The 16667-nt window shown below is 67.5% G+C and carries 16 protein-coding genes and 1 tRNA gene; 6 read left to right on the top strand and 11 right to left on the bottom strand.

All coding sequences use genetic code 11. The features are described from left to right. Window positions 1-91: 91 nt before the first annotated feature. Together DPQ64_RS13295 and DPQ64_RS13290 are read left to right on the top strand one after the other, a co-directional pair. On the top strand, window positions 92-2620 hold the full coding sequence (locus tag DPQ64_RS13295; RefSeq protein ID WP_115864801.1) for a DEAD/DEAH box helicase: 2529 nt from the start codon (window positions 92-94) through the stop codon (window positions 2618-2620). Between the two features lie 245 nt (window positions 2621-2865). Beyond that, a complete protein-coding gene (locus DPQ64_RS13290; RefSeq protein ID WP_115864800.1) occupies window positions 2866-3156 on the top strand; it encodes a hypothetical protein in 291 nt (96 codons plus the stop codon). Between the two features lie 85 nt (window positions 3157-3241). Here DPQ64_RS13290 and DPQ64_RS13285 read toward each other — a convergent pair whose 3' ends face one another. Continuing rightward, window positions 3242-4105 (bottom strand): Sjogren's syndrome/scleroderma autoantigen 1 family protein, encoded by an 864-nt coding sequence (locus tag DPQ64_RS13285; RefSeq protein ID WP_115864799.1) that lies wholly within the window; start codon window positions 4103-4105, stop codon window positions 3242-3244. A 161-nt stretch (window positions 4106-4266) separates the two neighbouring features. On the opposite strand from DPQ64_RS13285, the gene mdh reads away from it, so the two are divergent. Then, window positions 4267-5181, top strand: coding sequence for a malate dehydrogenase (gene mdh / locus DPQ64_RS13280; protein WP_115864798.1), 915 nt, complete (start codon window positions 4267-4269; stop codon window positions 5179-5181). 85 nt (window positions 5182-5266) lie between these two features. Here mdh and DPQ64_RS13275 read toward each other — a convergent pair whose 3' ends face one another. Together DPQ64_RS13275 and DPQ64_RS13270 are read right to left on the bottom strand one after the other, a co-directional pair. Next, window positions 5267-5926: a metallophosphoesterase family protein gene (locus DPQ64_RS13275; protein ID WP_115864797.1), complete on the bottom strand. Its 660-nt coding sequence runs from the start codon at window positions 5924-5926 to the stop codon at window positions 5267-5269. 84 nt (window positions 5927-6010) lie between these two features. Then, window positions 6011-6619, bottom strand: a complete 609-nt coding sequence (locus DPQ64_RS13270; protein WP_115864796.1) for an IMP cyclohydrolase — start codon at window positions 6617-6619, stop codon at window positions 6011-6013. Between the two features lie 161 nt (window positions 6620-6780). On the opposite strand from DPQ64_RS13270, the gene DPQ64_RS13265 reads away from it, so the two are divergent. Continuing rightward, window positions 6781-6853 (top strand) — tRNA-Gln (locus tag DPQ64_RS13265). Window positions 6854-6975: 122 nt separating this feature from the next. Here the strand turns inward: DPQ64_RS13265 and DPQ64_RS13260 are convergent. The 3 genes from DPQ64_RS13260 to DPQ64_RS13250 all read right to left on the bottom strand — a co-directional run bounded on the left by DPQ64_RS13260 (window position 6976) and on the right by DPQ64_RS13250 (window position 10799). Beyond that, window positions 6976-7356 carry a DUF5789 family protein gene (locus tag DPQ64_RS13260; protein WP_115864809.1) on the bottom strand — a complete coding sequence of 127 codons (381 nt, stop codon included), beginning with the start codon at window positions 7354-7356 and terminating at the stop codon, window positions 6976-6978. Window positions 7357-7875: 519 nt separating this feature from the next. Further along, window positions 7876-8550 (bottom strand): KEOPS complex subunit Cgi121, encoded by a 675-nt coding sequence (gene cgi121, locus DPQ64_RS13255; protein ID WP_232820577.1) that lies wholly within the window; start codon window positions 8548-8550, stop codon window positions 7876-7878. Beyond that, complete coding sequence (locus DPQ64_RS13250) at window positions 8547-10799, bottom strand: ATP-dependent DNA helicase (RefSeq protein ID WP_115864807.1); 2253 nt, start codon at window positions 10797-10799, stop codon at window positions 8547-8549. Before DPQ64_RS13250 ends, cgi121 begins: the two co-directional genes overlap by 4 nt. Before the next feature lie 510 nt (window positions 10800-11309). Here DPQ64_RS13250 and DPQ64_RS13245 point away from each other — a divergent pair. Both DPQ64_RS13245 and DPQ64_RS13240 read left to right on the top strand, forming a co-directional pair. Further along, entirely contained in the window at window positions 11310-12062 is a 753-nt protein-coding gene (locus DPQ64_RS13245; RefSeq protein ID WP_115864795.1) for a nucleoside phosphorylase, read from the top strand. Window positions 12063-12104: 42 nt separating this feature from the next. Beyond that, window positions 12105-12350 carry a ferredoxin gene (locus DPQ64_RS13240; protein ID WP_115864794.1) on the top strand — a complete coding sequence of 82 codons (246 nt, stop codon included), beginning with the start codon at window positions 12105-12107 and terminating at the stop codon, window positions 12348-12350. Window positions 12351-12760: 410 nt separating this feature from the next. Here the strand turns inward: DPQ64_RS13240 and DPQ64_RS13235 are convergent, their stop codons facing one another. The 5 genes from DPQ64_RS13235 to DPQ64_RS13220 all read right to left on the bottom strand — a co-directional run bounded on the left by DPQ64_RS13235 (window position 12761) and on the right by DPQ64_RS13220 (window position 16663). Then, the gene (locus DPQ64_RS13235) at window positions 12761-13531 is read right to left on the bottom strand and encodes a DUF7089 family protein (protein WP_115864793.1); all 771 of its coding nucleotides are present in this window, start codon (window positions 13529-13531) and stop codon (window positions 12761-12763) included. Beyond that, window positions 13531-13623 carry a hypothetical protein gene (locus tag DPQ64_RS20025; protein WP_449272262.1) on the bottom strand — a complete coding sequence of 31 codons (93 nt, stop codon included), beginning with the start codon at window positions 13621-13623 and terminating at the stop codon, window positions 13531-13533. The genes DPQ64_RS13235 and DPQ64_RS20025 overlap by 1 nt, the downstream gene beginning before the upstream one ends. A gap of 67 nt (window positions 13624-13690) precedes the next feature. Next, window positions 13691-15169, bottom strand: coding sequence for an MATE family efflux transporter (locus DPQ64_RS13230; protein ID WP_115864792.1), 1479 nt, complete (start codon window positions 15167-15169; stop codon window positions 13691-13693). A gap of 185 nt (window positions 15170-15354) precedes the next feature. Beyond that, window positions 15355-16203 (bottom strand): OapC/ArvC family zinc-ribbon domain-containing protein, encoded by an 849-nt coding sequence (locus tag DPQ64_RS13225; protein WP_115864791.1) that lies wholly within the window; start codon window positions 16201-16203, stop codon window positions 15355-15357. Window positions 16204-16237: 34 nt separating this feature from the next. After that, a complete protein-coding gene (locus DPQ64_RS13220; RefSeq protein ID WP_115864790.1) occupies window positions 16238-16663 on the bottom strand; it encodes a DUF2073 domain-containing protein in 426 nt (141 codons plus the stop codon). Between the last annotated feature and the right edge of the window lie 4 nt (window positions 16664-16667).

Genomic DNA, 16667 nt, shown 5'->3' with positions numbered 1-16667 from the left:
CGGCCGTCGGCGTCAGACCGACACCGCCGGCGCTTCACTTTCACCACGCAACGCGAACCCTTTAATCGGAGGACGACTAACGGGTTCACGAATGGCGACCACCGGCGAGCAGCAGTACGTGGACCACAAACTCCTCGAACCGGGGTTCATCGAGCGCCGGATGTACCAGCTCCAGCTGGCGGGCTCGGCGAAGGACCGCCACACGCTGGTCTGTCTGCCGACCGGCCTCGGCAAGACCACGGTGAGCCTGCTGGTGACCGCCGAACGGCTCGCGGACGCGGGGGGCAAGTCGCTGTTCCTCGCGCCGACCAAACCCCTCGTCCAGCAGCACGCCGACTTCTACCGCGACGCCCTCCGGATTCCCGACGACGAGATCGTGATGTTCACGGGCGAGGTGTCGCCCGACGACCGCGCGGCGTTGTGGGACGAGGCCCGCATCGTCATCGCGACGCCACAGGTCGTCGAGAACGACCTCGTCGGGAGTCGGGTCGACCTGCGCGACGTGACCCATCTCACCTTCGACGAGTGCCACCGCGCGACCGGCGACTACGCGTACAACTACATCGCCGAGCGCTACCACCAGGACGCCGAGAACCCTCTCGTCACCGGGATGAGCGCGTCGCCGGGCGGCGACGAGGAGGAGATCCTGACGGTCTGTGAGAACCTCGGCATCCGAAACGTGGAGGTGATGACCGAGGAGGACAGCGACGTCGACGACTACACCCACGACACCGACGTCGAGTGGGAGCGCGTCGAACTCCCCGACGAGATTCTGGAGATCCGGGACGCGCTCAACGAGGTCATCGAGGACCGGCTGGAGAAGCTCAAGGAACTCGGCATCACGCGCAAGACCAGCGCGGACCTCTCGGAGACCGACCTCAAGAAGATGCGGGCCGAACTCCAGCAGCTCATCGACAACGACCAGTCGGAGGGGTTCCAGGGGATGTCGGCGCTGGCCGAGATCCGGAAGCTCCGGACCGCGGTGACGTACGTCGAGACCCAGAGCGTCGAGGCGCTCGAACGCTACTTCGAGCGCCAGCGCAACGCCGCCCGGTCGTCGGGCGCGTCGAAGGCCAGCCAGCGGTTCGTCTCCGAGCCCAGAGTCAAGGAAGCGATGCGGAGAGCCGAGACGTACGACGATCTCCACCCGAAGTACTCCCGTGCGCGGATGCGCATCGCGGAGACGCTCGGCATCGAGGACGGCGAGCGCGTCATCGTGTTCACCGAGTCCCGCGACACCGCCGAGGCCCTCACCGACTTCCTCGGCCAGCACTTCGACGCCCAGCGGTTCGTCGGGCAGGGCGACAAGGAGGGCAGCGACGGGATGACCCAGAACCAGCAGCAGGACACCCTCGACCGCTTCAAGGCCAACGAGTTCGAGGTGCTGGTGTCGACCTCGGTCGCCGAGGAGGGGCTGGACGTGCCCGAGGTCGACCTCGTGCTGTTCTACGAGCCGGTGCCGACAGCCATCCGCTCGATCCAGCGCAAAGGCCGGACCGGCCGACAGGCCGAGGGCCGGGTCGCGGTCCTGCTCGCCGAGGACACCCGCGACGAGGCGTACTTCTGGATCTCGAAGCGCCGCGAAGACGAGATGGAGTCCGAACTCCGCCAGCTCAAGGGCGTCGCAGGCGAGGTCGAGGAGGAGCTCGACGACTCCCAGAAGCAGCTCGCCGACTTCGACACGCCGGGGAGTTCCGGCGGGGACGCCAGCGAGCGCGAAACCGGGGAGTCCAACGGCGACGGCACCGGCGGCCCCGACCCCGGCGAGTCGGCTCGCGCCGAACGACTGCAGCCCGGGCTGCAGTCGTTCGGCGCGAGCGACGGCGAGGAAGCCGACGACGCCGAGGCCAACGACGACGAAGCCGACGACGCCGAGACGGACGACGTGGAGGCCACCACCGACGCCGAAGAAGTCGAAGACGTGGAGGAAACCGAGAGCGTGGTTGCCACCGCGCGGCCCGACGACGGGACGGTCGAGATCGTGGCCGACCAGCGCGAACTCGACTCCTCCATCGCGCGGGACCTCTCGACCCGCGAGGGCATCGAGACGCGACTCGAAACCCTGTCGGTCGGCGACTACGTGCTGAGCGACCGGGTAGTCGTCGAGCGCAAGTCGGTCACCGACTTCCTCGACACGCTGACCGGCGGCGACCGCTCGATGTTCGAGCAACTGGGCGACGCCAGTCGTCACTACTCTCGGCCGGTACTGATTCTGGAGGGCGAGGGGCTCTACGAGGAGCGCAACGTCCACCCCAACGCGGTCCGCGGCGCGCTCGCCTCGCTGGCGGTCGACTTCGGCGCGAGCGTCCTCCGGACCGACGGCGAAGACGATACCGCCGACCTGCTAGAGGTGGTTGCGACCCGCGAGCAGGACAAGGACGACCGCGAACTATCGGTCCACGGCGAGAAGTCGAGCAAGACGCTGACCGAGCAGCAGGAGTACGTGGTGTCGTCTATCGCCGACATCGGCCCCGTGACCGCTCGCGCGCTCCTGGCGGAGTTCAAGACCGTCGAAGCCGTGATGACCGCGCGCGAGGACGACCTGCTGGAAGTCGACGGCGTGGGGCAGGTGACTGCCGACCGCATCCGCGAGGTCGTCGGCAGCGAGTACGAGGAGTGACGGAGCCCCTCGTTCCGAGGAGTAGCGGAATTATTCGGCTGGAACGGTCGGAACCGTCGGTGAAACCAATCGTTACCTCTGGACGGGCCCCGAATTCTGGCACCGGGAAACCTCGTCCTACCTCAGTGGAAACTCCCTGTTGTTCCGGTTAGGGAGCGTTTAATCCCGCGTTTTCGGTCGAAACCCAGCGAAACGGCCGTGGTGAGTTAAGCCCGAACGGGTCGTCGAGTAGGTACCGAGTAAACATGTTCGAATCGCCTTCCACCGATGACGGGACGGAACGTCTCGACTCGGACCTCGGCGAGTCCGAAACCAGTCCGGCTCGGACCTTCGACGAGCGCCGACTGTACGGGGACCCGTGCCACGAGGTCGATGCGGAGCGCGACGAACAGACGCTGTACGGCGACCCGCAGCACGAGACCGCGAGAGCACCCGATGTCGAGCGACTGTCCGCCTGGGAGAGGGTCGAGTCGCTCGCGGAGCCGCGCCAGTCCGCCACGAGCGAGACCCGTACAGCCGGAGCGACCGAACGGTAGTCGACGACTCCGGACGCGCTGACCGGATCCGATTCTTCTTCGAGAACCGAGCGAGAAGACGAGCAGCGGTAGCGACCGAATCGTCTTACCGATTCGCCCGGTCGAGCGCGGCGAGCGCCTCGGCCGCCTCGCGGGTCGCCGCGAGTAGTTCGCGGGCGTGGGTCGCATCGTCGGTGTCCTCGGCCCGGCGTGAGAGGTCGGTGAGCGTACGGACCAGCGACTCCCGGGCGGTACCGAGGTCGTCGGCCCCCTGTGGGCGGTTGTCGGCCACGGGTGCCCGGTCGTTCGCTCGATGCGCGCGGTCCTCCGCCCCATGCGCGCGGCCGTCGCGAGCGTGCTCGCGACGGCCGCGCGCAGGCCGTGAGGAGTCGCGTTCATGGCCCGACGAGTGTCCACGACCCGAGGAGTTGGCCGCGTGAGCGTCCCCGCCCTGCTGTGACGGCGGATCGCGGAGGTTCGAGCGGTCGACGTGGTCGTCGGCAACCCGGACGCCCTCGATCTCCACGCGGGGCTCGTCGTCGGTGTCCTCGCGTCGCACGTCGGCCACGCGATCACCGGTCCCCGCGGCGGTCCCGTCGCCGGTCGCCGGTTCCCCCGAGCCACCGCTCGCTGCCGAGGGCGACTCCGCGGAGCCGCCCTCGGCCGTCCCGGCTTCGGCTGATTCGCCTTCCGGCGAACCGTTCGTGGGCGACCCGCCGTTCGCCCCGCCAGCCCGGCCGCCCTCGGCCTCCCTCTGGCAGTTCGGGCAGAACTCCTGGCCGTCGTACCGGAAGATTGGGTCGCTACACTGGTTGCAGTGCTTGCCCGTCATGGTCGCCCCTTGCAGCAGGAGTTCGCTCATCCGACGGGTGTTCTCCCGGTCGTCGTCCTGCCCGTACTTCTCCCGGAGCTTCTCGCGCTCGGCCTCCTTGTCGAATCCCGAGTCGTCGCTCACATCGTCGCTGCTCATGTGGAGTAGATGGGAGTCCGAACCGAAAAAGTTCCCGTCGTCGCGTTTCCCGTCAGAGAACGTCAGTCGTCGAAACCTCGGTCGTCGCGTGCCGACATCTGTGGCCGTTTTTCGGCCGTTCCGAAGCGCTTAACGGTTTTGCGGGCGGTATTTTACGTGGTATGACGAAAATCAGCGTTGTCGGCGCGGCCGGAACCGTCGGGGCCGCGGCGGCGTACAACATCGCGCTCCGGGACGTGGCTGACGAACTGGTACTGGTGGACATCCCCGACAAGGAGGACGACACCGTGGGGCAGGCCGCCGACGTGAACCACGGCATCGCGTACGACTCGAACACCGTCGTCCGGCAGGGCGACTACTCGGCCACCGAGGGGTCGGACGTGGTGGTCATCACCGCGGGCATCCCGCGCCAGCCCGGCCAGACCCGCATCGACCTCGCGGGCGACAACGCGCCCATCATGGAGGACATCGGCTCGTCGGTCGCCGAGTACAACGACGACTTCGTGACCGTCACCACCTCGAACCCGGTCGACCTGCTGAACCGCCACCTCTACGAGACCGGCGAGCGGTCGCGCGAGCAGGTCGTCGGCTTCGGCGGTCGGCTCGACTCCGCGCGGTTCCGCTACGTGCTGAGCCAGCGCTTCGACGAACCCGTCAGCAACGTCGAGGCGACGATTCTGGGCGAGCACGGCGACGCGCAGGTTCCGGTGTTCTCGAAGGTCCGCGCGAACGGCAAGGACCCCGAGTTCAGCGACGACGAGAAGGAGGAGATTCTGAACGAACTCCAGACCAGCGCGATGAACGTCATCGAGAAGAAGGGCGCGACCGAGTGGGGTCCGGCCACGGGCGTCGCGCACATGGTCGAGGCCATCGTCCGCGACACGGGCGCGGTCCTCCCCGGGTCGATCAAGCTCGACGGCGAGTACGGCCACGACGACGTCGCGCTCGGCGTCCCCGTCAAGCTCGGCGAGGGCGGCGTCCAGGAGGTCGTCGAGTGGGACCTGACCGAGTACGAGCGCGAGCAGCTCGGCGAAGCCGCCGACAAGCTCTCCGAGCAGTACGACGAGATCGCGTAACTCCGCCGTTTTCTTCCGGCGATTCCGTACTTTCCAGCAGCCCAATTCTTCCGGCGACTCCGAGGACTGTGGCGGGATTCCCCCTCTACTTCCCGTGAAGCAGCCGACGACCGATCTGGCTCGGCAGTCCCGCGTCCTCCACCGCGTCCCGGACCGCGTCGGTGTCGTACAGTACGCGGTGCTCCTCGACCGAGCGGTCGTCGAGGTCGACCACCGCGTAGGCCGCCCGGGGGTCGCCGTCGCGGGGCTGGCCCACGCTTCCGGGGTTCACCACCACGCCGTCGTCGTAGATTTCGTGGTGCTGGACGTGGGTGTGGCCCATCACGAGCACGTCCTCGTCGTCGAGCAGGTCGGCCGAGAACTCGTCGGGCATCGTGTAGTGGTCGGGGTCGTCGGGGTGGCCGTGGACGATCTTCAGCCGACCGTCGAACGCCCGGCGCTCGTCCGGAAGGTCGGCCAGCCACTCGCGCTGCTCCTCGGAGAGTCGCTTTTCGGCGTGCTCGACCCCGGCCTTCGCCATCGGGTTGAACTCGAACGCGGTGCCCGTCGCTACCGCGCGGTCGTGGTTGCCCATCACGGTCGGAATCGCGCGCTCGCGGACCATCTCGACGCACTCGGCGGGCCACGGGTTGTAGCCGACCACGTCGCCCGCGCAGACGAGCGCGTCCACGTCCGGGAGGTCGTCGAGGACCGCCTCGAACGCGACCCTGTTCGAGTGGATGTCCGAGAGAATGCCGACGTTCATACCGGAGCGTTCGGCCGCCCGGAACTTAATTCCAGTCACTGTCGCCGAGCTCAATTTCCGTACAACAGGCGATTCAGCGCAACCTCAGTTCCCGTTCACGACCGCCGTCTCGACCCCGTCGTCGGTTCGCGCGACCCCCGCCGCACAGACCGAGTGCTCGAAGTCGAGGTCGTAGGCCTCGCGCGCGGCGTCGGCGGCGGTCTCGGCTGCGAACTCGAACGCCTCGGGCGCGTCCTTCTCGTAGGTCGCCACGAGCGTCGGTTCCGCGACCTCGCGGACGAGTAGCGCGTCCCTGCGGACGGTGCCGACGTAGGCGGTCGCCGCGGTATCGTCGTCTGCCCCGCCCGTGAGGATCCCCGCGATGCGGGGCGTGTCGTAGTCGTCCTTCTCGTAGTCGAGCGCCAGCAGACTCTCGGCGAGCGCGTCGCGCGCGGGGTAGCCCAGGCCGAGTTTCTCGGTGATCGGGTCGACGTGCGAGCCGTTACCGACGACCGCGGCCTCGCCCGCGTCGCGTTCGACCGTGCGGACGCAGTTGTAGGAGACGTACGGGTTGTCGGTCTCCGGGGCGTCCTCGGTCGGGGCGACCGTGAGGGCGTTCTCGCGCTCGACGATCCGGCGATTCGGGAACGACCGCGAGGAGACGCGATACGCTGCGACCTGCGGTCCGACGACGACGAAACGTCCGACGTACATACACGAACGTGCCGACTGAGCGGGCAAGTAGGTGTTGATTTGTACACGGACGAGGAGTAAATTGGATTCGTTAGGGGACCATCCACGGCAGAGTGCGAATCCGTAGCACGGGAGAGCGAACGCGCAACGCTTACATTCCCCCGACGAGTACGCAAGTTTGCAGTCCCATGGGGTAGTGGCCAATCCTGAAGCCTTCTGGGGGCTTCGACCCAGGTTCGAATCCTGGTGGGACTACTCGACCCTCTTCGCATTTCTCGTCCCGGAACGACTCCCGGCCCCCGTCTGACCAACCCCCTCGTTTCGACTGGAGAGACGGCCGAGTTACGGCGACGGACCGCGCGAGAACGGCCGGCCGATCAGTTCGAGTTCACGTCAGACTCCGCGTCGACCTCGGCGTCGTCGAGCGATTCGAGGTCGCGCTGGTCGTTGTACTCCTCCGGTCCTGCGGCCTCGCCGGTGATCTCGCCGTAGACGGCTTCGCGGGCCTCGTCGGCCGACTCGAAACGCTCGTCGACGAGCCGGTTGAACACGCTGCCCAGCGACTCCGTCTCGTTCGCGAGGTCGAGCGGCTGGTCGCCGTACTCGGTGGCGAGTTCCTCGCTGGTCGCGGGGTACTTGTGCTCGCCGAGCATCTCACCGGCCTCGCCGAGCATCCCCTCCACGCTCTCGGTGCGCTCGTGCTGTCGCTCGCGGGCGTGCTGTTGCTCCGTCTCGGGGTCCGGGTCGTAGTCGGTCATACTCGTGAGTTCGGTCCTGACGTCCGTAACCCTGCTGGCTGGGTCGGTTTTCGTGAGCATCGACTTCTCACAAGGTAAACTCTATTAGTAGCCAGATAGTATTTTTTCGTGGGTAGGACGTGGCATCACTGTGTCACCGCACACACTGATGCTTTTTTCGTGCGAATTCCGTAGGATGTTCGTCTCTTTCTCATAACCAGGCAATATTCCGAGTAGGGAGGTACGCCAACATCGAGTCGATATAGTCATATTTTCACCCAGTAGACGGAATATGTCAATCGGAACTGCTACGAGCGGTGACAGAAATGACCACGTCCTACCCAGTCGTGGTCACCGTCGAACCGACGACCGCTCTTCAGACGGCGAAAGCCGTCGTGGAGCTGGCGACAGCTCTCGTCGGGCTGTACGTCGCGTATCGACGAATGACCCGCACGGAGTCACAGTAGGACAGTCCTGCTCCCTGACTCCCCGGGAAAGTCGCGGCTGGGACGGCGAGTGGTCAGTAATCTTCCTTTCGTATTACTTCTCCACGTTGAGCAGCGCCACGCGCTCGCGCACGAGGTCCCCGAGCGTCGCGTCGGTCGCGGCCAGTTCGGCCTCGCTCACGTCGAAGAACTCCCGAACCGCCCCTCGGTCGATGCGGTCGGCCGCGGGCGCATCCGCGGACGCACTCGCGGCCGCAGCACTGCGCGAATCTTCGTCCGCACTGGCGGCCGTGTTCGCGCCTGCAGAACTGCTCGCGCCCGCCGAACCCTCGCTCGCGCCCGCGTCCGCGGCCGCATCCGCGGATGCGGCCGCGGACGCAGGCGCGAGCAGATCCCGAACCGTTTCGGCTGCTGCCAACTCGGCGGAGTCGTCACCCTCGGGACTGTGGACGACGACGACCACGCGGTTCTCGCCCTCGGAGACGCCCATCCGGAGCGCCCGGTCGATCTGCCGGCGGCCAGCGGCGTACAGCAGGATCTCGACCGCGCGCTCGCGGGCCACGTTCTCGCCCCGGTCGAACGCCCGGTCGGCCCGCTCGACCGCGGCGCGGAGGTGGTCCTCCCCGACCACGTAGTCGGCGTCGAACGCCTGCACCGCGCAGTCGAACTCGTCGGCGGTTTCGTCTATTTCCGCGAGGAACGCGTCGAGGTCCTCGATTTCGGCGCGACCGGCGACGAACTTCGGACCATCCCGAATTTCGTCGGTCACTCGAAGTCACCCAGACTCTGCTGGCCGCCGTCGTCGCTCCCTGTGGCGGTGGTGGCCTCCGCGGTCGCGTCGCCGTCCGCTTCGACGCCTTCGAGGTCGGGGTCCTTGCGGCCCACGTTCTCCAGGATGCTCTCGGCGGTCTTGCGCCGGCCGCGGAGCGCGCCGAGCACGACCGACTTGTCGGCCTCGCGGAGGTCGGCCCGGCTCTCGATGCCCACCTCGTACAGCCGGCGAGCACGCTTGCGGCCGACGTTCCTGACCCCCGCGAGGTCGAGGAGTTCGTCGCGGACGCCGTACTCGACGCGCTTGCGGGCCTCGCGGATTGCTGCGCCGAATTCGAGGTCGAGTTCGCCGGCGAGTCGCTCCGCGGCGTTGAGCAGCCACTCGGCGGTCTCGACCTTCCCGCGGATGTCGCCCGGTCCGACGCCGTAGCGCTCGGTGATGTCGTCTTCGTCGAGCTCCGAGGCCCAGTCTTCGAGCAGCCGGGCGGTTTTCAGGGCCGACAGCCAGTCCTCGAACGCGTTGTCGTCGAACTCCGAGGGCATCGACCCGAGGAACTCGGGCTCGCGCTCGTAGGCGAGTTCGGTGTACTCCTCGCGGTCGCCAGACCGGAGGTACAGTTCGTACATGTCCGGCGTGCGCGCGACGAGGTGGTAGAGCCCGAGCGCGGTCGGACGGTCGTCGGCCGCGCGCAGGCCGTGGATTATCTCCGCGGCGCTCATGGGGTCGACGTACAGCTGGGAGACGCGGTGGCCGAGACCGGTCGCACGCAGTCCGCCGTCGGCCTCGCGTTCGAGGAACTCGTTGCGTTCGAGATACTCGAGCACGTTGTCCGTGACGGTTTCGAGCCGCCCGGTCTCGTCGGTCTGGGTCGCGTACAGCGTGCGTTCGAGGAACGAGACGAGTTCGTCCTCGCTGTCGGCGAACCCCGACGCGACCGTGGCGAGGATGTGGGTCCGGAGCGCGGGCTCGGCCGCGAGCTTGGACCGAACCGGCTCGGGGTCGGCCCAGACGTAGCGGTCGAACAGCTCGTCCAGTTCGTCGTGGCTGTTGGCGATGAGCACCGCCTCGCCGTACGGGTCGAGGCCCGGGCGGCCCGCGCGGCCGAACATCTGGTGGACCTCGAGCACGTCGAGCGGGGCCATCCCGCCGACGTCGCCGTCGTAGCGCCGCCAGTCCCGGACGATGACCCGCCGACTCGGGGTGTTGACCCCCGCCGCGAGCGTCGGCGTCGCCGAGATTACCTTCACGAGTCGCTCCCGGAAGGCGTCCTCGACGAGCGAGCGGTGGTCGCTCGCGAGCCCCGCGTGGTGGAACGCCGCGCCCTTCGCCACGGCGTCGGCGAGGTCGTCGCTGGTCTGGGTGTCGCTGGCGTCGCGGATCTCGGCGGCGATCTCGCGCAGTCGGTCGCGCTCCTCGGGGTCGAGGTAGTCGCGGGTCACGTCCGCGAGGCGCTTGGCCGCGGCCTCGGCGTTCCGCCGGGAGTTGACGAAGACGAGGCTCGACCCCTCGTCGGTGAGGGTGTCCTCCACCAGCGCGGCGGTGGCCTTCTCGTTGCCTCTGGAGATCTGCTTCTTCGAGCCGTCGTCGAGGTGGAGCGCCTGCCCGTAGAGGACGCCCTTCTGGAGGTCGATGGGTCGCCACGTCGAGTCGACGAGGGTGGCGTCGAGCCAGTCGGCGATCTCGTCGGCGTTGCCCACCGTGGCCGAGAGTGCGACCGTCTGGAGCTGGTCGTTGAGCTTCCGGAGCTTCGCGAGGGTGACTTCCAACGTGGGGCCGCGGTGCGAATCGTCCACGAGGTGGACCTCGTCGGCGACCACGCAGGTCAGGTCGTCGACCCACTGCGCGCCGTTCCGGACGAGCGAGTCGACCTTCTCGCTGGTCGCGACGACGATGTCCTTGCTCGCGAGCCAGTCGCCGTCGCTGTCGTAGTTGCCGGTCGAGACGCCCACGTCGACGCCGTACTGCTCGAACTCCTCGAATTCGGCCTTCTTCTCGCTGGCCAAGGCCCGTAGCGGGACGATGTAGAGGGCCTTGCCGCCGCGGGCGACGCTCGTGAGCATCGCCAACTCCGCGATAAGTGTCTTCCCGCTGGCAGTCGGCACGCTGGCGACCACGCTCTCGCCCTCGGAGATTCCGGCCTCGACGGCCTCGCCCTGCGGTGGGTACAGCTCTTCGATGCCCTGCTCGCGGAAGTGCTCGGCGACGCCTTCGGGGAGGCCGTCGATGTCGGCGATCTCGACGCTCACGCCGACCACCGCCGGCGGAGGGAGACGAACTGGTTCATTACTCCGTCTTTGGCTCGTCTTCTGGTTTAAACTGTCGGGTCGGGCGATGGGGTGAGTTCGACCTTTGCGATGGTTGACCGAGTTGGTTCGGCGTGCGCTCGACGAATCTTCCGACCTGGCGCGTGCTGGCGGAGCGCGTTCATGCGCCCCGCCCAAGCGCGCGAGGGACGAGTAGCGCAGTGGAGCGAAGCGACTGAGGCTTGCGAGACGCGTCGCGTCTCGCTGATCTGCGAACGTGGTTCGCAGACAACGCAGGAGGCTGGGGAGGTTCGAGGCTCTCGCGGTGGCGGTTGCGGTGCGGTCGCAGTGCTGTGCAGCGCGGTACGCCGTGGCTCAAGCAGGAGCTAGCTTCGCTGACTTTCTCGGAACGCCAACTCACGCAGGGAATCATCTCGCTCGGATTTCCGAAAGCCTGAGAATGCCCGGCACACGGGAGGAAACGATTTACCGCTGCCACGTTTTCCCGGTGACATGCCGATTCCGAACTTCGGCGATAAGTACGACGCCGAGGCGCTGTTCTCCCCGGACGAAGCAGTTGCCGAGCAGGGCGACGGCCTCCCGGACGTACCCCCGGCCGTCGTCCTCGGCTTTCAGGACGTCCTCCACGAGGAAGTCCTCGACCGCGCAGAGGGCTCGATACCGCTGGTGCGCAGTCAGGAGATCCACCTGCTAGACGATGATGTCGGGTTCGTCGGGAACTTCGGATACGGCGCGCCGATGACTGCGACCGTCACCGAGAACGTCATCGCAGCCGGGTCCGAGGTCGTCTGCATCCTCGGTGGGTGTGGCTGTCTCCAGACCTCGATTCCGCCGAACGACGCCATCCTCCCCACTCAGTCGATCCGGGACGAAGGCGTCTCGTACCACTATCTCCCGCCCGAGGAAGAGGTTCGGACGACGCCGGAGTTAGTCGATGCGCTCGACGACTCGCTCTCCGAAACTGGCGTCGAAACTCACCGCGGGCCGACGTGGACGACCAGCGCGATGTACCGCGAGACGATTCCCGAGATCGAGCGCTACGCCGAGGAGGGCGTCGTCTCGCTCTGCATGGAGACCGCAGCGATGCTCGCCGTGGCCGAGTACCGCGGTGCGGACGGCGCCGTCGTCCACGAGATCGGTGACCACCTGACGCCAGACGAGTGGGAGTCCGGCGTCGAGCGCAAGCAGAATCTGACCGAGTTCCTCGACCCGACCGTCGCTGCACTCCGGGAGTACGTCTCCTGAGACTCCGCCATCGCTTTGGGGGTGCCCCGCAAACGTCGAGCCATGCGAATCGAGTTCGACCGCGACACCTGCACCGGGATGTTCCAGTGTACCGCAGAGTGGGACGCTTTCGAGGAGAACCGCGACGACGGCAAGGCCGACCTCCGCGATTCCGAGGAAAAAGACGAGCAGGTGTTCGTCCGCGAAATCCCCGAGGACGCCGAGTTCGACGCCAAGATGGCCGCGCGAGTCTGCCCGGTCGACGCCATCGAAGTGTACGACGACGACGGCGAGCGCATCGTTCCCTGACTGGCTTTTCTTCGCGGTCGCTGTCGTCCACGTCACCAGTGCTACCATTCGTGTCATCATCTCCAGATGAAGCAGCGGGGCGTCCGCAGTCGGTGGACAGTCCGCACGGCCGTCTACTCACTCGATGGGCCGCTCACTCGGGCCTCAGCGCTTCGCTCAATCGGTCGTCAGTAGTCCAATCACTCGGTCGTCGGCTCCTCGACGCCTTCGTCCTCGGCGGCGTCGGGGTAGAGCTGTTCCTCCCAGCCGGAATCCGCGGGTCTATCCCTGGTCACGTGTACTCGCCCGACTCGTGATTCACCATCGACCAGCAAAACCGTTTCGTGAGACGCGAACACACGATTCACTCGGAGATCGCGAAACTCACTCTACAGTCAGTCTCGCACCGCTGTCGGACTCACTCGGCGGCCTCACGCGAACGTCTTCTCGGCCCACTTGACGGCGTAGTCCGCGCCGTGATCGCGGTACGCCTCGGTGTCGAGCGCCGCGAACGGCGCGGGGAGTTCGAGCCCGTGCTTGACCGCGGCGCAGGCGAACTCCGCGGCCTCGGCGAACTCGGTCTCGTCGCGGGCCATCGACTTCGGAAGCTCGGCGAGTCGCGGTTCGATGCGCTCGCCCGCATCCTGCCACGCGTCGAACAGTCGCGGCTGCTCGTCCGCCCACTCGGTGAACACGTCGCGCGTGTGGAGCCCGAGGTAGGCGTCGTAGAGTGCCGCCGCGATCTGGTAGACGCCACTGGGGCCGAGCGGCAGCGCTGCGTCGAGGTCCCGGTAGCGGTCCTCGAAGAAGCCGAGGAACTGCTCGGGGAGTCCCGTGCCGATTTCGACCAGCGCCTCCGCGACGAGGAAGTCGACGAAGTCGTCCGGTGACCCCTCCACGCGCGGCTTGACTATGACTGTCGGCGGTTCGGTCTGTCGCGTCCACGCCACGCTCCCGTCGCCGGGCATCCCGACCGTAAAGTCGGCCGAGGCGTACCGCCGGAGGAGCTGCGGGGCGTCCTCCGGGAGCCACTCGGCGGGGTACGTCGCGGGGTCCAGCGACGCCGCGACCAGCCCGAGGTTCTCCGCGCGCTCGGGGTCGAGCGTCTCGAAGTCCGACGCGGCGTCGAGGACCAGCGCGTCCGGCGCGTGTGTCGCTCGAACTTCGGCCACGTCCTCGGGCAGCGACCGTTCCTCGAACATCACGCCGCGAGCCAGACGTTCGTCAGCAGGCCCACGCCAAGCAGCATCGAGAGTCCGACCGTCGCGACCACGATCTTAGTTGCGGTGCTCATGTGCGGGCGTTCGGGCGCAAGGGTTTAAAGTCCACCAGTTCGCGGTAGCGGTTCACGACGACTCCCGTCAGTCCGCACCGCTCCCGGCCCCGACGCCGGACTCGCGGGCGATGCGCTTCCACTCGCCGGTCCAGAACCGGAAGACGTTGACCGCGGCCCGGAGGTACATATCGCCGAGGATGGAGACGTACACCGCGACCAGGCCCCAGCCGAGTCCGGGCGCGAACGACCAGCCGCCGACCGAGAACAGCACGACCCCCGGCGCGACCGCGAGGAACGCGACCGGGAGCTTGAACAGGTACGTGCCCGCGACCGTGCCGTAGAACGGCCAGCGGGTGTCGCCCGCGCCGCGTAGCCCGCCACGCATCGTCCGCGAGACGCTGAAGGCGGCGACCCCGACGCCGAACACGCGGACGAACTCGACCGTCAGATCGACGTGTTCCGTGCCGAACGCGACGGCTATCGGGCGCGCCGCGGCGAACAGCACCGCGCCGATGAGTAGCTGGGTCACCAGCGCGATGCGGAGCGTCTGCCAGCCGTACTCGTCGGCCTCGGCGTCGTTTCCGGCTCCGATGGACTGGCCGACCAGCGTCGAGGAGGCCGTCGAGTAGCCCCACGCGGGCATCAGCGCGAGCAGCATGACCCGCCGGCCGATGGCGTACGCCGCGACGACCGGCGTGCCGAGGCTCGTCAGCACCATCAGGAACGGGAATCGGCCCATCGTCCGCGAGATTCGGGTCCCGGCGAGGGGCAGCCCCACGCGGACGATCTCGGTCGCGATGGACCAGTCCCACTGCTTGCCCCGGACCGGAATCCTGACCGAGAACTTCCCGGAGAGCAGGACGCCCGTGAAAAGGACTGCCGCGAGCGTGTTGGCGATGGCGGTGCCCCACGCCGCGCCCTCGACGCCCAGTTCGGGGAACGGGCCGAACCCGAAGATGAGCACCGCGTTGAGGAAGATGTTCGTCGGCAGCGTGAGCAGCCGGATGTACATCGGGGTCCGCGTGTCGCCTACGCCCGCGAGCGCCCGCGCGGCGATCATGCTCCAGAACCGGAACGTCACCGAGAGCATGATGATCCGGAGGTACACCGAGCCGAGGGCGATGGTGCGCGGGTCGTCGGTCAGGAAGGCGATCATCGGCTCGGCGTACATCCACGTCGCGGCGGTGATGGGGACGGCGACGAGGAGCGCGAGCCAGAGCGACTGCTTGATGGCGAAGTTGGCCTTGTCGTGCTCGTCCGCGCCCTCGAACCGCGAGACGACGCTGATGGTGCCGCTGGTCAGCCCCAGCGAGAGGCCGAACGGGATGAAGAAGTACTGGAAGCCGAGTTCGAGCGCGGCGACCGCCTGATCGCCCATCGCGCGCCCGACCATGAAGAAGTCGGCCACCCGGAGCAAGGTGCGCATCCCGCCCGTGACCATGACCGGGACCGCGAGGTCGAACGCCTCCTCGCCCTTCTCGCGGTCGAGCAGGCCGAGGCGGGCCAGCGCCGCCGGGAACAGGAACGCCAGCTCCCGCGCCCGACGCTTGGCGGCGTCCAGCATGGGACACGAAAATTTCCGAGGTCGGCGGTAAACAGTTTTGCGAAGGCCCCGCGGATTGCCGGTCCTCGATGTGGAAAGCGGCGCGGCGCTTCTTCCCGAAGAAGTGCCGCGCCGCCGCCGAGCGAAAGGAACGTCTGTCTACCGTTCGGTGACCATCGACTGAAATCCGCCCGCCGAGAATTCGCCTACCTATCCGCCGCGTCCCACGCGTCCGGCACTTCGATGACGTACTTGCCGTCCTCTTGCAGTGAGATGATGTACTCCTCGCGCTCGTACAGCTCCATCAGGTTGAGTTCGTACTGACCCGGACTCTCGATGCGGATGCTCTCGAACTGGCTGTTGAGTTCCTCGCGGAGGTCCTCCAGTCCCGGATTCTCGTCGTCCGGAGCGTCGACGACGTTGTCGTCGGCGGGAGCCGGCTGTCGGGACTCGTCGCGAGTCGCGGCGTCGCCCGGAGCGTCGGGCGCGCTTTCGCCCTCAGTGGGCGTCTGGCCGTCGGTCGAAGTGCGCGCCGTTGTCGGCTCCCCGGTTGACGCCTGGACCGCGTTCTCCGGCGGGTCCTCGGGGAGTTCCTCGCGACTCACCACGTCACGGCGGGCGCTGGCCTGTGCCGAGTCCTCCGGAGCGACAGTAGAGTCGTCGTCGGGCTGGCTACGCGCTTCGGTGGAAGATTTCGCCGTCTCTGTCGCCGTCCCCGATTCACCGCCTGATCCCACCCAGTCGCGGACCGTGGCGGCCGCCCGGTCGACCGCGCTCTGATCCGCGGATTTCTTGTTTGCGTCGGGGGTCGCGCGAGTCGCGCCGGTAGTTCCGCGACCGCGGTCGCCCTCCGTTTCGGGTGCGTCGGCGGGGCGCTTCTTTTGCGTCGATGCGCCAGAGCCCCCGCTCCGCCCGCCGGCACCGCTACCCTCGCGGTCCACCGCCTCCGCGGGTTTGAACTGGAACTTGTTGCCGCCGCAGTCGGGGCAGCCCGAGAGCATCTCCTTCGAGCCGTCCGCGAACGTCCGCCCGCAGGAGGTACACTGGTGGGGCATAGGTTACTGGTGGGGTATTAGTTGCGATGAGGTGTTATTTCCGGGAGACGAGCGCGCTGATGAGGTTCTCGTCCTTGTGGAGCGTCTCGATCTGGTTCGCCGGGCCGATGACGGTGAGCTTCTGGGTGGACTCGTTGCCCATCAGCCGGTCGAGGAAGCTCTGGTCGGTCGTCTCCGAGCGCGGGTACGTCTCGATCTCGATGCCGTTGAACTCGTCCGGGCTGATCTCGGTCATCGTCACCTCGATGAGCTTGCTCTCCTCGTCGGGCGACAGGCCCGTCTCGAGGATGACGATGTTGTTGTCCCGCACCCCGTCGAGGATCATCCGGATCTTCTCCATCGCGGCCATGTTCGCCATCCGGTCGGCACCGATGAGGTCGATCTGGACGCCGCCCGCGTCGTCCGGGGCGTCGCCGTTCGGGCCGTCGCCGTTGGGACCGTTCCCTTTCACTTCCGGCATGATA

Origin of the sequence: Halorussus litoreus (assembly GCF_003382685.1) — an archaeon.
Classification (GTDB): Archaea; Halobacteriota; Halobacteria; order Halobacteriales; family Haladaptataceae; genus Halorussus; species Halorussus litoreus.
This window is presented reverse-complemented; position numbering and strand designations above follow the sequence as displayed.

What these genes read in the sequence shown, in the direction of transcription:
- DPQ64_RS13295 (WP_115864801.1), top strand. Translation starts at nt 92, where the DNA reads ATGGCGACCACCGGCGAGCAGCAGTACGTGGACCACAAACTCCTCGAA.
- DPQ64_RS13290 (WP_115864800.1), top strand. Translation starts at nt 2,866, where the DNA reads ATGTTCGAATCGCCTTCCACCGATGACGGGACGGAACGTCTCGACTCG.
- DPQ64_RS13285 (WP_115864799.1), bottom strand. Translation starts at nt 4,105, where the DNA reads ATGAGCAGCGACGATGTGAGCGACGACTCGGGATTCGACAAGGAGGCC.
- mdh (WP_115864798.1), top strand. Translation starts at nt 4,267, where the DNA reads ATGACGAAAATCAGCGTTGTCGGCGCGGCCGGAACCGTCGGGGCCGCG.
- DPQ64_RS13275 (WP_115864797.1), bottom strand. Translation starts at nt 5,926, where the DNA reads ATGAACGTCGGCATTCTCTCGGACATCCACTCGAACAGGGTCGCGTTC.
- DPQ64_RS13270 (WP_115864796.1), bottom strand. Translation starts at nt 6,619, where the DNA reads ATGTACGTCGGACGTTTCGTCGTCGTCGGACCGCAGGTCGCAGCGTAT.
- DPQ64_RS13260 (WP_115864809.1), bottom strand. Translation starts at nt 7,356, where the DNA reads ATGACCGACTACGACCCGGACCCCGAGACGGAGCAACAGCACGCCCGC.
- DPQ64_RS13245 (WP_115864795.1), top strand. Translation starts at nt 11,310, where the DNA reads ATGCCGATTCCGAACTTCGGCGATAAGTACGACGCCGAGGCGCTGTTC.
- DPQ64_RS13240 (WP_115864794.1), top strand. Translation starts at nt 12,105, where the DNA reads ATGCGAATCGAGTTCGACCGCGACACCTGCACCGGGATGTTCCAGTGT.
- DPQ64_RS13235 (WP_115864793.1), bottom strand. Translation starts at nt 13,531, where the DNA reads ATGTTCGAGGAACGGTCGCTGCCCGAGGACGTGGCCGAAGTTCGAGCG.
- DPQ64_RS20025 (WP_449272262.1), bottom strand. Translation starts at nt 13,623, where the DNA reads ATGAGCACCGCAACTAAGATCGTGGTCGCGACGGTCGGACTCTCGATG.
- DPQ64_RS13230 (WP_115864792.1), bottom strand. Translation starts at nt 15,169, where the DNA reads ATGCTGGACGCCGCCAAGCGTCGGGCGCGGGAGCTGGCGTTCCTGTTC.
- DPQ64_RS13225 (WP_115864791.1), bottom strand. Translation starts at nt 16,203, where the DNA reads ATGCCCCACCAGTGTACCTCCTGCGGGCGGACGTTCGCGGACGGCTCG.
- DPQ64_RS13220 (WP_115864790.1), bottom strand. Translation starts at nt 16,663, where the DNA reads ATGCCGGAAGTGAAAGGGAACGGTCCCAACGGCGACGGCCCGAACGGC.